This is a genomic window from Kribbella rubisoli (genome assembly GCF_004217145.1).
GTDB classification, from domain to species: Bacteria; Actinomycetota; Actinomycetes; order Propionibacteriales; family Kribbellaceae; genus Kribbella; species Kribbella rubisoli.
In genome coordinates this window covers 1,861,092-1,875,505 of the sequence record NZ_SHKR01000011.1, presented here as the reverse complement: position 1 = coordinate 1,875,505, position 14,414 = coordinate 1,861,092, and the positions used below count along the sequence as shown (strand labels likewise).

General features: G+C 68.8%; 12 protein-coding genes. 4 read left to right on the top strand and 8 right to left on the bottom strand.

The window, feature by feature from the left end; genetic code table 11:
• Nucleotides 1–14: 14 nt before the first annotated feature.
• From EV645_RS11970 to EV645_RS11955, 4 genes are all read right to left on the bottom strand, one after another.
• Nucleotides 15–1,967: a glycosyl hydrolase family 28-related protein gene (locus EV645_RS11970; protein ID WP_130442637.1), complete on the bottom strand. Its 1,953-nt coding sequence runs from the start codon at nt 1,965–1,967 to the stop codon at nt 15–17.
• A gap of 71 nt (nt 1,968–2,038) precedes the next feature.
• Entirely contained in the window at nt 2,039–2,467 is a 429-nt protein-coding gene (locus EV645_RS11965) for a GNAT family N-acetyltransferase (protein ID WP_130442635.1), read from the bottom strand.
• Nucleotides 2,464–3,162 carry a FadR/GntR family transcriptional regulator gene (locus tag EV645_RS11960; RefSeq protein WP_130442633.1) on the bottom strand — a complete coding sequence of 233 codons (699 nt, stop codon included), beginning with the start codon at nt 3,160–3,162 and terminating at the stop codon, nt 2,464–2,466. The genes EV645_RS11965 and EV645_RS11960 overlap by 4 nt, the downstream gene beginning before the upstream one ends.
• Before the next feature lie 101 nt (nt 3,163–3,263).
• Nucleotides 3,264–4,247, bottom strand: coding sequence for a helix-turn-helix transcriptional regulator (locus tag EV645_RS11955; protein ID WP_130442632.1), 984 nt, complete (start codon nt 4,245–4,247; stop codon nt 3,264–3,266).
• A 170-nt stretch (nt 4,248–4,417) separates the two neighbouring features.
• Between EV645_RS11955 and EV645_RS11950 the strand changes: the two genes are divergently transcribed.
• Nucleotides 4,418–8,617, top strand: coding sequence for a S8 family serine peptidase (locus EV645_RS11950; protein ID WP_130442630.1), 4,200 nt, complete (start codon nt 4,418–4,420; stop codon nt 8,615–8,617).
• Here the strand turns inward: EV645_RS11950 and EV645_RS11945 are convergent.
• Nucleotides 8,611–9,270, bottom strand: coding sequence for a pyrimidine 5'-nucleotidase (locus tag EV645_RS11945; protein WP_130442628.1), 660 nt, complete (start codon nt 9,268–9,270; stop codon nt 8,611–8,613). The two genes, EV645_RS11950 and EV645_RS11945, sit on opposite strands and share 7 nt — an antisense overlap.
• 50 nt (nt 9,271–9,320) lie before the next feature.
• On the opposite strand from EV645_RS11945, the gene EV645_RS11940 reads away from it, so the two are divergent.
• Nucleotides 9,321–10,088 (top strand): SDR family NAD(P)-dependent oxidoreductase, encoded by a 768-nt coding sequence (locus EV645_RS11940; RefSeq protein WP_130442626.1) that lies wholly within the window; start codon nt 9,321–9,323, stop codon nt 10,086–10,088.
• On the opposite strand, the gene EV645_RS11935 is transcribed toward EV645_RS11940, so the two are convergent.
• On the bottom strand, nt 10,039–10,683 hold the full coding sequence (locus EV645_RS11935) for a TetR/AcrR family transcriptional regulator (protein WP_157997051.1): 645 nt from the start codon (nt 10,681–10,683) through the stop codon (nt 10,039–10,041). The genes EV645_RS11940 and EV645_RS11935 overlap by 50 nt on opposite strands.
• 54 nt (nt 10,684–10,737) lie before the next feature.
• Between EV645_RS11935 and EV645_RS11930 the strand changes: the two genes are divergently transcribed.
• A complete protein-coding gene (locus tag EV645_RS11930) occupies nt 10,738–11,436 on the top strand; it encodes an NAD(P)-dependent oxidoreductase (RefSeq protein ID WP_198681553.1) in 699 nt (232 codons plus the stop codon).
• Here the strand turns inward: EV645_RS11930 and EV645_RS11925 are convergent, their stop codons facing one another.
• Nucleotides 11,437–12,336 carry a LysR family transcriptional regulator gene (locus EV645_RS11925; RefSeq protein ID WP_130442620.1) on the bottom strand — a complete coding sequence of 300 codons (900 nt, stop codon included), beginning with the start codon at nt 12,334–12,336 and terminating at the stop codon, nt 11,437–11,439.
• 307 nt (nt 12,337–12,643) lie between these two features.
• Here EV645_RS11925 and EV645_RS11920 point away from each other — a divergent pair, with 307 nt between their 5' ends.
• Nucleotides 12,644–13,534, top strand: a complete 891-nt coding sequence (locus EV645_RS11920; protein WP_130442618.1) for a LysR family transcriptional regulator — start codon at nt 12,644–12,646, stop codon at nt 13,532–13,534.
• Nucleotides 13,535–13,541: 7 nt separating this feature from the next.
• Here the strand turns inward: EV645_RS11920 and EV645_RS11915 are convergent, their stop codons facing one another.
• Entirely contained in the window at nt 13,542–14,366 is an 825-nt protein-coding gene (locus EV645_RS11915) for an aldo/keto reductase (RefSeq protein ID WP_130442616.1), read from the bottom strand.
• Nucleotides 14,367–14,414 lie beyond the last annotated feature (48 nt).

Sequence of the window (14,414 nt, the reverse complement as noted above, 5' to 3'; positions counted from 1 at the left end):
TGGGCTGAGGATCCTCAGTTCCAGGGTGACGGCGGCGGGGGCGGTACGACGGCGGGGCGGTCCTCGCACCATGTCGCGCCGGTCCAGCCGCCGTCGTTGCCGCCCAGGTCCCGGACCTCGAACTCCGGCGGCCCGTTGAAGTGGAACGTCCCGCAATTGTTGACGAACGGCGCGCCGACGTTGCGCGCGTCGACGTTCTCGAACGTCGCCCAGCCGCCAACACGAGCGTTGATGACGTTGGTCCCGGTGCCGTCGACCTTGATGTTGCGGACGGCAACGTTCGTGATCGCATAGTCGTCCTTCACCGGCCAGTCGACGACGAACATCATCGCGTTGTACGTCGAGTCCAGGAACGTACTGTCGGTGATCTCGATCGTGCCGGACATCGTCGACTGCAAGGCATACAGCCAGATCGCGCCGAGCCCGATGTCCCAGTTCAGATCCCGCGGACCGCCGCGGACCGTGGTGTTGCGGGCGAAGGTCAGCGTGCCCTCGAACGGCGTCGCGTTGAACCGCGAACTCGCATGCAGCGTGCTGCCCTCGCGAATCGGGTCCGCGACCAGGTTGTCGGTGACCGCATTGTCGCGCCCGCCATAGATCGCGATGTCGTTCGCCAGCACCGGCGTCTGGACGGTGTTGTGGTCGTACACGTTGTTGTGGTTCACGAGGCCGTCCGCGTTCGACTCCGACCACATCGCCAGCCCGTCGTCACCGCTGTTGCGCACGAAGTTGTTGGTCGCCCGAACGTTGGACACCCCAAGATGCAGGTTCATGCCGTCGGCAACAGCATCGGTGATGATGTTGTTGCGGATCAGCAGCCCGTCCATCGGGCCGTCGAGCCAGATGCCGACCTTGGTGTGGTGCAGGTACAGGTTCTCGATCGTCGAACCGCCGCCGATCGCGCCTCCGATCCCGTTCACCTGATCGGTGTCGATGCGCTCGCGTACGTCGCTCTCGATCGCGAAGTCCGACAGATGTACGCCGGTGCTCCCGCCGTCGGCGGCGTAGTTGCCGTAGAACCCGGGCGCGCTGTGCACGGACTTGTCCGGCGCGGGCTCGGCCAGCGGCAGCACCTTGCCCTTGATGATCGTCCACCAGTTGCCGGCGCCGCGGATCGTCACCTTGTCGACGACGATGTGCCGGTTGACCTGGAACGTGCCGGCCGGGATGAACACCGACCAGCCGATGCGTCGAGCTGCGGCGATCGTGCGCTCGATCGCCGGCGCCGCGTCGTGCCGACCGGTCGGATCGGCGCCGAACAGTCGCACGTCCAACGAGCCACCGGGCTGCTTGAGGGGTGCGCGGACCAGCTCGAAGTCGGCGACGTCGAGCACGGTCCACGCCGCAGCAGTCGCCCGGGGTACGGCGAACCGGACGCGCGAGCCGGCCTGGTATGTGCGGTCGAGCATCACGCGCTGCTCGTCGTAGAAGTGGTTCGGCCGGAAGGGCTTGGCGACCGGGTCCGGCTCGGGCTTCCACCAGCCAGGGATCGGGTCGACGTTCGGGTCGTTGGAGAACGGATACATGCCGTAGAGCCAGGCGTACTGCGAGGTCAGCGTCATCGTCTGCTTGTGCTTCCCGTTGACCGAGACGTCGAGTGGCGCGGTGATCCCGCCACCACCCGGCGCGTCCGGGATGCTGTACCGCAGCGTCAGCGCATTCGCCGGACGGGTCAGCGTGAATTCGACGTACTGCTTGGGCTGCAGCCGTACGGCGGTCCGCCCGGAGGCCTCGGCCGGGAGCGTGTACGCGTCGCGCCCCGGGCCGATCTTTTCGCCGGTGAAGACGGCGTTCTCCGCCTCCTGTTCGACGAACGGTACGTGGGCGCCGCGGCCGGCGACCAAGGCGGGATCGAGGCCGGCCCGCGTGATCCGCGGCGCCGGATGTGCGGCGGCTGGTTGAGCTACGAGGACGGCACCGAGGAGTGCGGTCGCACACGCGACCGTGAGCAAGCGTGAACGGGACATTGGCGGATCCCCTCCGGACGAAGTGTCTGGAGGTTATGCACCCGACGATCTGCGCGCAAGATCTCGACAGGTCAGAGAAATTTCCGGACCATGAAGATGTCGATCGGGTCCTCGCTGTCCACGACGAAGCCGTGGCGCTCGTACAGCTTGCGGGCCGGACTGCCCTGCAGGACGTTCAGCCAGACGGTTCCGTCGATGCGCTGCAGAACACTCCGCAGCACTGCGGTGCCGAGGCCCTGGCCCTGGTGCCGTGGGGCCAGGTAGAAGTGCTCGAGCCACCGGCGATCCTCGGCCGGCCTCACCGCGATCGAGCCGGCCAGCTCGCCGCCGACCTCGATGATCTGGGTGTGCTCGGGCGCGAATCCGTCGCGCAGCCGTTGCCGGACGCGATGCGCGTCGTACCGGCCGAGGCGCTCCAGGTCGGGGCGCATGACGACGGCCCGAAGCTCGACGAGGTCCTCGAGATCGGTCGGCTTGGCTGGGCGGAGCGTCCACCTCATGGCAGGTCGGGCTGGGGTTCGGGGCGGAGAGCGCGGAGCCAGAGTTCGGTTTGCGCGATATGAGCGGAGGCCGCAGTGGCTGCAGCCGCGGGGTCGCGGGTGGCGATCGCGGAGAGGATGGCGCGGTGGCCGCGGTCGCTCGTCTGCTTGATCGCGTTGAAGTCGGCGCCCGGCTCGAAGATCCGGTAGTGGCCACCGCGGCCGCGGATCACGCCGGTGAGCGCGGTGACCGTCGAGTTGCCGCCCGCCGAGCAGATCGCGCCGTGGAACTCGGCGTCGAGGAAGTGGATCTCGGTCGCGTCGGTGGTCGACTCGAGCCGATCGAGGATCTCGCCGAGTTTGATGGCCAGTTCCGGGTCCTGACGGGCGGCCGCGGCGGCGGTGGCGTGCGACTCGAGCACCCGGCGTACCTCCAGCAGTTCGAGCACGCCCTCCAGCGGGATCAGCTCGACCGACAGCGAGAACCGGCTGATGATCGAGGCCGGGTCGAGCGCCGAGACGTACGTACCCGATCCGTGCCGGGACTCGATCACGCCGAGCGCGGCCAGCGACCGCACCGCCTCGCGCAACGAACTGCGGGACACCCCCAGGTGGTCGCACAGCTCAGGCTCCGGCGGGAACTTCGCCCGCGGCCCGAGCTCGCCCGACGCGATCATCTGACGCAGACCGGCCAGCGCCTTGTCTGTAGCAGCCATTCGTCACCTCCTCCCCGAAGCGTAAGTCCTCAGACCAATTACGGTCACATTCGCCACAGTGCGGTCGGGAGCCCGCGAGAGGCCGGGCGATTCATCAGATGTCAGGAGGTGAGTTCGCGCGCAACGACGAGGCCGAGCTGGAACCGGGTGGTGACGCCGCGGTCGGCCATCACCTGCGCGATCCATCGGCGCGTGGTGCGCAGGCTGATCCCGAGCTGGCGGGCGATCGCCTCGTCCTTCAGGCCGGCCGAGAGTAGTTGCAGCACCCGCTGCTCGGACTTGGCCGGCGGTTGACCGCCGTTCAGGTGCTGGTCGAACGAGATGCTCCGCTCCCACATTCCGTCGAAATGCGTGACGAGCAGCGAGAGCAAGGAGCTGGGGTGGACGAGTACTGCGGTTTGCGCCGCATCCGAGCCGTCGACCCCCAATGGCATCAGCGCGAGACGGCGGTCCACGATGACGAGCTTGGTCGGCACCACCGGCGACAGCCGGGCTTGCTCGCCCGCGTCGCGGAAGGCAGTCATCCTGGCGAGTTGGCCCGGCTCGGTCAGTGACTCGGTGGAGTAGATCGCTCGCCACCGCACGCCGCGGGCCAGCGCGTCCATCTCGTCGGGGTTGTCCTGCGCGCCGACGTACGGCGGCTTGTCGAACAACACCACCTCGTGCTCCGCGCCGCTCATCAGCTGGGCCGCGCGCTGGCTGATGGCGGCCTGGCCGCTGATCAGCTCGACGACCTGCGAGCTGTGCTCGTAGCGCGTGCCCTGGTGGAAGTCCGCGAGCAGACTCTCCGCCTCCAGCCTGGCCCGCTCGAGCTCGTCCTGGCGGCGGGCAATCAGGGAGCCAACAGCGACATCCGGCGGCGCCGGGATGAACCTCGCCGGCACACCCGGCCGCCGGCTCACCAGTCCGCACCGCTCGAGCCGCGCGACCGCCTGCCGGGCGCGGGTCGTGCCGATGCCGGTCCCGGCCGTCAGTTCGGCCAAGGTCGAGCCCGGCGCGGTCAGCAAGCGCCGGTACAGCTGCTCGTCCAGAGCGGTGACACCGACAACGGAGAGCCTGCCTTCGTCAACTCTCTCCCTGGACATTCTGGCGAGAGTACTCCGCGGAACTGGTCCCGGCGCAGCGAATTTCCCGATGGCCACTGAAGGACATTGGCTTCATCGTGCCGCCCGATCCACTGGCCGCGCGCTGCGCGTCGTGAGCACACTGCATCCGCCATAGATCGATTTCCGTCCTGCCATCGGGAGTGCCCTCCATGCATCCTGTACCGAGACGTGTCATCCGAGGGGCGCTGGCGTTGGCGACGCCGCTGACCCTCGTCCTCGCAGCCACCCCAGCCGTCGCCACACCGTCCACGCCGACCTCTCCCACGCCTGATACGCGGGTGATCGTCCAGTTCGCCGGCACACCGGCCATGTCCGCGGGAACGCTGGTCCCGCAGCGGGCGACCGCAGTGCAGGCCGCTCATGCGAGCTTCCGGCAGGCCGTGGTGGCCGCCGGCATCCATGCCACCGTCACCCGCGAGTTCAGCCAGCTCCTCAACGCTGTGGCCGTCACCACCGACGCGGCCGGCGTCGCCCGGCTCCGCGCCCTTCCTGGCGTGACCGCGGTGTATCCGGACCAGCAGGTCCACTCCAGCGGTGACGCCGCGCTGACGCAGATCAAGGCGCCCGAGGTCTGGCAGACCAAGGATCGCAAGGGTACGGCGGTCACCGGCGCGGGTCAGACCATCGCGATCGTGGACACCGGGATCGACTACACCCATCCCGATCTCGGCGGCGGATTCGGCAAGGGCCACAAGGTTGCCGCCGGCTACGACTTCGCGAACGGCGACGCCGACCCCATCGACGACAATGGCCACGGCACCCACGTCGCGGGGATCGTTGCGGGCCGCAGTACGCAGCCTGACGGCCGCACCGGCGTCGCACCGGGCGCGACCCTGACCGCGTACAAGGTGCTGGGCGCGGACGGCAAGGGCTTCGAGTCCGCCGTCATCGCCGGGTTCGAGGCCGCGGTCGCCGCTGACAACCCGTACCGCGCGGACGTCGTGAACCTGAGCCTGTCCGGCGATCCGGCGCCCGACGACCCGCTCGAGCAGGCCGCCGAGAACGCCGTCCACGACGGGGTCGTGGTGGTCGCTGCCGCAGGCAACGACGGTCCCGGTGAAGGCACCGTCGGCTCGCCGGCCGAGGCGCCGGACATCCTCGCGGTCGGCGCGAGCATCACCGGGATCGACGTACCGACTGTCACCGTGACCGCGCCTGTGCGGCGTGCACTCGACGTCCAGCGGGTCGGGTTGTCCGCGAACCCGCCTGCCGGTGGTGAGGACCTGGAGGTTGTCGACGCGGTCAACGGCGGCCCTGGCGACTACGACACCATCGATGCCACCGGCAAAGCCGTCCTGGTCGCGTACAACAGCGAGACGCTCGGCGACATCCTCGCGACCGCCGAGCAGCACGGTGCGAAGGCGGTCCTGTTGCGGACGCCGAACTACTACAAGGGCGGTGCGGGCCACCTGCTGCTGCCGGCGTTCGCCACCGGTACGGCGGACGACCCGGGCAAGGCCTCACTGGTCGCCACCGTCATGAACGGGACCGATGCGTCGGACCTGTCGCAGTGGCTCTCGCAAGGCCCGGTCCGGATTCACATCGGTGGTACCGACGCGACCGACCAGGTCGCCGAGTTCAGCGCACAGGGCCCGGTGTCCGGCAGCTATGCGATCAAGCCGGACCTGGTCGCGCCGGGGGTCGAGATCCGGTCCACGTGGCCCGGCGGACAGTACGCCGAGGACAGCGGCACCAGCATGGCGGCGCCGCACGTCGCCGGTGCTGCCGCGCTGATCCGACAGGCGCATCCTGACTGGACTGCCGAACAGGTCGCAGCGGCACTGACTGGTGGCGCCGACCGACTCTCGACGGCCTTGGACGCCGTCACCCAGGGATCAGGCCGACTGGATGTGGCTGGTGCCGACCAGTTGGCCGTCCTGCCGAACGAGCGGTCGCTGAGCCTCGGCGTAGCAGACCTCAGTAGCCGCACGCTCCGCTCGACGAGCACGGTCACGCTGACCAACGTGTCGTCCACGACCAGGACGCTGCGTTTCGACGCGAAGTCGGCCGTTGCTACGCCGGCGAAGGTCTCGGTCTCCCCGAGCTCCGCCCGACTCGGCCGGGGGCAGAAGGTGACTGTCCGCCTTACCGTGATCGGCGCGCGTCCGGCAGGCGGCGCGGACTGGAGTGGATGGCTGCGTGCCTCGGTCAGCGGGTCGCCGGACCTGTCAGTTCCCTGGCTGCTGGCCGTCCGGCCGCTCGACCTGCACGCGAACCCGGACCCGACTGTGGCCGGTGCCTCGGTCTACATCCACTCCGACGCCGGACTGACCGCGGCGCCGCGAGTGTCCGTGACTCCGCCCGGGTCGCACCACGCGATCACCGGTACGGCGACGTTCGACCACACGGGCTGGTGGAAGTACTCCGTGCCCGCAGGGCCGGCCGGTGCGTACCAGGTGTCCGCGACCGCCCGGACGTCCTCGGGCGCATGGCTCGACGGGCAGACGTCGTACGAGGAACTCGGCACTGCACACGGATCCGGTCCGAACGGGTGGCAGTCCGTCGGTCCGACCAGTCAGGGTGCTGAGAAGATCGGCTACACCTCGAAGGCCGGGCGGATGTTCGCCATGCCGTACCTTTCGCCGCGGCCCGGCGTGTTCCGGACCGACGACGCCGGCTCCACCTGGCGTGAGCTGCGCAATCTGCCGATCGGTGCCGGTGTCGACCTCGGAATGGCGACCGACCCGACCCGGCCGGACACGGTGTACCTCGCGGTCGAGGGCGGGCCGGACCCGACGTACCAGGGCAAGATCCTGGTCAGCCACGATGCCGGCGAGACCTGGACGACGCTGCCGTTCCCGGACGTCAGTCCGAGTGACCTGTCCATCGACCCGACCGGGCGGATCCTCGTCGTACCCACGTTCGACAACAGCGTCTATGTCAGCACCGACCGCGGTCAGACCTGGACGAACTACCCGAGCCCGGGCGAGCACCTGCAACAGGTCAGCCTGATCGGCGACGACCTGTACTTCGGCGACGGCCTGAAGCTCTACGTGATCCGGAACATCGACAGTACGCCGGAGCCGCAGCAGGAGCTGTTCACCTCACCCGAGGACGACCAGTTCGTGGCGGAGGTCGCCGGTGATGCGAACCTGCTCGTGGCCCGTACCCCGCGGCAGCTCTACCTGTCCCGTGACAACGGCGCGAGCTGGCAACCCGGGCCGGCGGCGCCGGTGGGCGAAACCATGTCCACGGTGCAATTCGTCAACGGCGACGTGTACGCCGCGACGGAAGACGAGATCTTCGTCGACCGGGGCGAAGGCACGCAGTGGAGCACGATGCCGGCCCCGGTCGGGAACGACATCTTCCGGATCTCCTCGCCGCCGAACAGCAAGCAGTTGGTCGTCTCGGCCGCGGGCAGCGGGGTGTACCTCACCGACGACTCCGGCGCCACGTACCACCGCGTCGGCCTGACCAGCGCCGACGTACACGCGCTGGCCGTCGGCCAGGACGAGTCCGGCAAGTCCACTCTGGTTGCCGGTACGACGTTCTCCACCTTCACGACCGCGTTGCCGGTTCAGCGGGTTCCGAGCCCGGCCGACCACGACTGGGGACTCAACGGCAGCGACATCCTGCTGGGAAACCGGATCACGGCGCTGACCACCGACCCGTCCGATCCGCACCGGCTGTTCCGGGCCGTCTCGAAGGCGCAGGGCCGGCCGACGATCGAGGAGTCGACCGACGGCGGCAGGACGTGGGCGGTCAAGCTGAATGTGCTGGCCAATGCGCGCGTCTACCAGATCGTCGTCGACCCGGCGAACCGCGACTACATCTATGCGGCGGTCGCCGACGTACTCAGCCCGGGCGTGGTCGTCAGCCGGGACGGCGGGAAGACCTGGCGGAAGAACAACCTTGCCATCGGCGTCACCGCGATCGCCGCCGATCCGCGCAACCCCGACCACCTCTGGCTCGGCGGACCGGACGGGTTGTACCGCTCCGAGGACCAAGGCCAAACGGTCCAGCCGCTGTCCGACGTACCGGTGTCGGTGCTGGCGCTCGACCCGCACGACGTCAACCACCTGGTCATCGGCGGGGACGGCCTGTACGACAGCCGGGACGGCGGCCGGACCGTGAAGGCGGCCGCGACCTCCGGGTTCCGGCTGAACATCACTGCGCTGACGTACGGCGCCGACGGCCAACTCTTCGCGGCCGACGGTGACGGCGCCGACGCGGGACTCCCGGTCGGCGGCCGGGGCGTGCTGAACAGCCGCGACGGCGGGCGCAGCTGGCACAACATCTCCGACGGATTGCCCAACCTGGACGTGGCGAGCCTGATCACGTCACCGGACGGGCAGTGGCTGTACGCCGGAACCGTCGGCGGTGGCGTCTACCGCATCACAACTCACTGAGCCGACAGGTAACCGAGGAACGCTGGCAGGTCCTGGACCTGCCAGCGTTTCGGCGCGAGCTGCTGGTACGGCGTCCCGTCCGCGGACGGCTCGTGCGTGATCAACGCCGTCGTCATCCCGCGATCGTGCGGGAGGGTGAGGTTCACCTCGAGGTCGTCGACCATCGCCGCCCGCACCGGGTCGATCGCGAAGCGGGCCAGGAACGCGTCGAGGCTCTCGGCGTACGGCTTCGGGATCAGCTCGCCCTCGAGGATGTCGAAAACCCCGTCGAAATGAGCCGTCAACCCGAGCCGCCCCAACGCCTGCTCGGCGTGGTAAGCGGAGCCGTTCGTGTACAAGTACCGCTTGCCGGGGAGTGACTGCAGCGCGTCGGCGAGCGCTCCGTCGTGCCGGAGGACCGAGTAGTCGATGGTGTGTTCCCAGGCGAGGTAGTCGTCTGCGTCGATCGACCGGGTGTTCATCAGACCGCGCAGAGTCGTCCCGTGCTCGGCGACCAGTTGAGCCTGCAGCCGGCGGGCCCCGGCGTCGTCGGTTCCGAACAGATTCGCCAGGTAGGCGCGGATCCGGGTGTTCATCTGATCCGCGAGACCGACGCTCGCGGGATACAGCGTGTTGTCGAGGTCGAGGATCCAGGTGTCGACGGCAGACCGCATCTGGCCAGGGTAGTGACACACTGGGGGCGTCACCGACGGGAGGATCGAACGTGGCGACTGCGCTCATCACCGGGCCGGCGACCGGGATCGGCCGTGCGTTCGCGGACAAGCTGGCGCTGCAGGGTTACGACCTCGTGCTGGTGTCGCGGGACGAGGCCAAGCTCAAGGAGGTCGCCACCGACATCACCCGGCTGCACGGGGTCGAGTGCGAGGTGCTGGCCGCCGACCTGACCGACGCCGTCGATCTGGCCCGGGTAGAAGAGCGGTTCCGCACCGGTCCGATCGAGGTGCTGGTGAACAACGCCGGTTTCGGGCAGAAGAAGCCGTTCTGGGCGAACCCGGTCGACGTCGAGGAGAAGCAGCTGGACCTGCTCGTTCGCGTCGTACTGCGGCTTACGCACGCGGCCGTGCTGCCGATGATCGAGCGTGGCTCCGGCGCCGTGATCAACGTGTCGTCGGTGGCCGGATTCCTGCAGCGCAACGTCTACAGCGCGCACAAGGCCTGGGTGACGAACTTCTCGGCCGGGCTCGCGCTCGAGCTGCACGCGAAGGGCGTCGCGGTGATGGCGTTGTGCCCGGGGTTCGTGCACACCGAGTTCCACGAGCGGATGGGGATGGACAAGTCGCTGATCCCGTCGTTCATGTGGCTGGACGCGACCGATCTGGTCGACGCGGCCTGGAAGGACCTGATGCGCGGCAAGGCGATCTCGATCCCGAGCCGCCGCTACAAGCTGATCGTCGCCGGGACCCGCTTCATCCCGCGAGCACTCATCGCGCGGGTCTCGACCGTGGGCCTGGACGGCCGACGCCGCGCTTGAGCGGGTTCGGGCGCAGGGACTCGTAGATCGTCCGGCCGAGCGCGCCGGCGTACGCGTTGTGCTCCTCGAGCGATGGCCTGAAGCCGGTGAAGTTGACCTCGAAGCCGCGCTGGAAGCAGGCGCCGAACAGGAGGGCGGCCGCGGCTCCGACATCCGCGGTACGACGGACGCGGCCGAGCTTCTGCTCTTCCTGCAGGTAGCGGACCAGGCCTTCCTGCGCTTTGTGCGGCCCGGCGTCCAGTTCCTGCAGCCGGCGGCGATGTGCGGTCAGAAGGTCCTGGGACGAGAACAGTGACACCAGGATCGGGAAGCCCTCGACGTAGAAGTCGATGGCGATCCCGGCCAGTCGGATCAGGTTGGCGTGGACCGTCGCCGAGCCTGGGCTGCCGATCAGCTCCTTGAGTGAGCCGGGGAGTTCGGGCATCCGCTCGTGCATGACGGCGAGCAGGATCGCGGCCTTGTCCGCAAAGTGCTTGTAGAGCGCGGCCTCGGAGTACCCGGCAACCTGGGCGATCGACTTGGTCGTGGCCCGCGCGAATCCCTGCGTCCGCAGCACCTCCGCGGCCGCGTCCAGGATGTCGTCTCTCGTCCCCATGGGCGGCAGCCTATCTTGACAGGTTGGTGAGTGTTCACTAACCATGGTGAGTGAGTGTTCACTAACCTGGAGGGGTTGACGATGAAGCTGGTGGTTTTCGGGGCGTCCGGCCGGATCGGGACCGAGCTGGTGCGCCAAGGCGTGGCGGCCGGCCACACGGTCACGGCGGTCGTCCGCGAAGGATCGAGTCTTCAGGTGGCATTACCGGAGCTCCGGCTGGTCGCCGCGAGGGCCGGAGTCGCCGGCGGGCTGGTCGACCTGGTGACGGCGGACGTGATGGATCCTGCCGCGATCGCATCGGTCATGGTCGGTCACGATGCGGTGCTGTCGGCGCTCGGACCGCGGCCGTCCGGGCTGAGCACAGTCCTCACCGACGGTGCGCGGAGCATCCTGCAGGCGATGGGCGAGAGTGGAGTACGACGGTTCCTCGTGGTGAGTGTGGCGGGTATTCACAGCACAGGCGACGACCCGTTCACGAAGTACGCCGTGAAGCCGATCCTGCAACGGATCCTGCGGGAATCGTTCGCGGACGCCCGCCGGATGGAGGCCGTCGTCGGGGCTAGCGATCTGGATTGGACGATCGCGTGTCCGCCTCGGTTGACCAACGGCGCTGCGAAGGGGACATTCCGCAGCAACACCGAAGGAACGGTGCGCGGCGGATTCTCGATGACCCGAGCGGACGTCGCGGCGTACCTGCTCAGTGCGGTCGACAACGCCGACCTGATCCGAAAGACCGTGGTGATCTCCAACTGACTACAGCTTCTCGGCGACCTCGGTCAGGACGTCGAGGGTCGCGGTGATGAGCGGGTGATCTGCGCGGCTCGCGCGGACGGCGGCGTACACGCGGCGGGTTGGGACCGGGTCCGGGAGCGGGCGGATCAGTGCGAGTGTCGGCTCCGGTACGGCGAGGCGGGGGACGAGCGAGACGCCGCCGCCCGCCGCGACAAGGGCGGCGACGGCGCGGAAGTCGTCGGACTGGTGGACGATCCGCGGCTGGAATCCGGCCTGCTCGCAGGCGAGGACGACGACGTCGCGAATCGGGTTACCCGGCGCGGTCATCACCCAGTCGTCGTTCGCAAGCATCGCGAGCTCGATCGTGTCCTGGTCCGCAGCCGGGTGCGTCGGCGGCAGGACGGCGACGAAAGGCTCGGCGTACAAGGGGATCCGGACCAGACGCCGGTCGCCGGGGCGGGGTGAACCGCGGTGCTCGACGGCGATCGCGAGGTCGGCGTCGCCGTCGAGCAGATGGGTGATGCCCTGGTGGCCCTCGGCATCGCGTACGACGAGATCGAGGCCGGGCGTGGTCTCGCGCAACCGGGGGAGGGCCGGCGCGACGAGCAGCGTGATCGCGGTCGCGAAGGCGACGATGCGGACCTCGCCGTTGGCGCCGTTCGCGTGCAGGCGCATCGCGTCCTCGGCCCGTTCGACCTCGGAGAGGATCGTGTCGGTGTGTTCGAGGAGCAGGCGGCCGGCGGAGGTGATCGCGACCCGGCGGCCGCGGCGTTCGAGCAGTTCCTGGCCGACCTCGGACTCCAGTGCCGCCAGTTGTTGCGAGACGGCCGAGGGCGTCAGATGCAGCACCTCGGCCGCCGCGGTCACGGTCCCGTGGTCAGCAAGCGCGCGCAACACCCGCAGGCGTCGTACCTCGATCACGGACCTCAGCTTTGCATGGGCCGGTTGAAGATGCGATCAGGGTCAGTTCGACGGGCTGCGGAGCCGGCGTCCGGCGCTCCCGCCAGCGCCGTACGGCGTCGCGGATCGGGTGACGTCTCGGGACATATGGCCGGAGCGGTGCGTTCGGCGTGGCGGAGTGGGTCTGCTCGTGGATCGACTTGATCACGGAGAACGGTACGTAGTGCACGGTGGTTCCTTTCGACACTTCGACAGTAGGAACCGTGGCCTTGATACGTCCAATGAAAGTTCTGCGCAGAGTTGATGTGTCTGATGCATCATTGGGGTCATGGAACTACGGCAGCTCAGGTCGTTCGTGGTGGTGGCCGAGGAGATGAACGTCGGGCGCGCGGCGACGCGGCTGCACCTGACCCAGCCGTCGCTCAGCCGGCAGATCGCGGCGCTCGAGCGTGATCTCGGCGTGGAGTTGTTCGCCCGGGTGAAGCGGCGGTTCGTGCTGACGGCTGCCGGGGCGACGTTCCTGGCCGAGGCCCAGGACCTGCTGCGGCGGTCGGAAGAAGCGGTCCGCGCGGCGCAGCGGACGCAACGCGGTGAGCTCGGAACGCTGCGGCTGCGATTCGTGCAGTCGGCAACCTTCGAGCCGCTGCCGCAGATCCTCGGCGCGTTCCGACGGGCGTATCCCGAGGTTGTGCTCGATCTGGAGTCGTGGACAACTCTGCGGCAGACAGAGGCCCTGCGGGACGGGCGCATCGACGTCGGGTTGCTGCGCCCGACGGCGCCGGCCGACGCGACGGCGGCGGTGCGGTTGGCGCCGGAACTCGCGTCCCGGGTGGTCGCCGAGGATTCGCTGGTGGCGGTGCTGCCGGCGCGGCATCGGTTGGCTCGGCGGAAGCGGCTGCGGCTGGCGGAGCTCGCGGACGAGCCGTTCGTGTTCTACTCGCGGCCGAGCGGGCCCGTCGTGCACGACACCATCATCGGGTTCTGCCGGGCGGCCGGATTCACCCCGCGGATCCAGCAGGCCGCCGACGTACAGACGATCGTGGCGCTGGTCGCGGCCGGTCTCGGGGTCTCCCTGCTGATCAGCCCGACCCCACCGACCAACCCGGACGCCGTGGTCTACCGCGAGTTGTCCGACGACCTACCACCCTGGCCACTCTCCGTAGCCTGGTCGCCGGACAACCGCTCGCCCGTGCTGGAACGCTTCCTCGAGCTGATCTGAGGGGTGTTCAGCCGAAGACGTCCGGGTCGCCGCCGGTGCGGACGCCGGTTTCGAGGTCGGCGATCGTTGCCATGTCGTCGTTGTCGAGGCGGAAGTCGAAGACCTCGAAGTTCTCCTTGATCCGGCTCGCGGTCCTGGTCTTCGGGATCACCACGTTGCCGAGCTGAAGGTGCCAGCGGATCATCACCTGGGCCGCCGACTTGCCGTACTTCGCGCCGATCGTCTTCAGCGCCGCGTCGTCGATCAGCTCGCCGGAGGCCAGCGGGCTCCACGCCTCGGTGACGATGTCGTTCTCGGCGTTGAACGCGCGCAGTTCGTCCTGCGGCAGCGCCGGGTGCAGCTCGATCTGGTTCACCGCCGGGCGGATCGTGGTCTCCTCGAAGATCCGCCGCAGTGCGGGCTCGTGGAAGTTCGAGACGCCGATCGCGCGGATCCGCTTGTCGGCGTACAGCTGCTCGAACGCCTTCCAGGTGTCGACGTACTTGTCCTTCTTCAGGCACTGCCAGTGGATCAGGTACAGGTCGACGTACTCGAGGCCGAGCTGGTCGATGCTCTTGTCGAACGCGGCCAGCGTGGAGTCGTAGCCCTGGTCGCTGTTCTGCAGCTTGGTGGTGATGAACAGTTCGTCACGGGGCAGGCCGGACGCGGCGATCGCTCGCCCGACGCCGGCTTCGTTGCGGTACGCCGCGGCGGTGTCGATGTGCCGGTAGCCGGTCTCGAACGCGCGGGTCACCACATCGGCGACGATCTCGTCCTCGACCTGCCAGACCCCCAGGCCCAGCTGCGGGATCTCGACGCCGTTGTCCAGAGTGATGGAGGGGACTGTGCTCATCTGCCCATTCCACCCGGCAAAGGGTTTCTGGCCCAGTCATCCGACGTG

Coding starts and splice junctions, on each gene's coding strand:
- EV645_RS11970 (WP_130442637.1), bottom strand. CDS start 1,967: ATGTCCCGTTCACGCTTGCTCACGGTCGCGTGTGCGACCGCACTCCTC.
- EV645_RS11965 (WP_130442635.1), bottom strand. CDS start 2,467: ATGAGGTGGACGCTCCGCCCAGCCAAGCCGACCGATCTCGAGGACCTC.
- EV645_RS11960 (WP_130442633.1), bottom strand. CDS start 3,162: ATGGCTGCTACAGACAAGGCGCTGGCCGGTCTGCGTCAGATGATCGCG.
- EV645_RS11955 (WP_130442632.1), bottom strand. CDS start 4,247: ATGTCCAGGGAGAGAGTTGACGAAGGCAGGCTCTCCGTTGTCGGTGTC.
- EV645_RS11950 (WP_130442630.1), top strand. CDS start 4,418: ATGCATCCTGTACCGAGACGTGTCATCCGAGGGGCGCTGGCGTTGGCG.
- EV645_RS11945 (WP_130442628.1), bottom strand. CDS start 9,270: ATGCGGTCTGCCGTCGACACCTGGATCCTCGACCTCGACAACACGCTG.
- EV645_RS11935 (WP_157997051.1), bottom strand. CDS start 10,683: ATGGGGACGAGAGACGACATCCTGGACGCGGCCGCGGAGGTGCTGCGG.
- EV645_RS11920 (WP_130442618.1), top strand. CDS start 12,644: ATGGAACTACGGCAGCTCAGGTCGTTCGTGGTGGTGGCCGAGGAGATG.
- EV645_RS11915 (WP_130442616.1), bottom strand. CDS start 14,366: ATGAGCACAGTCCCCTCCATCACTCTGGACAACGGCGTCGAGATCCCG.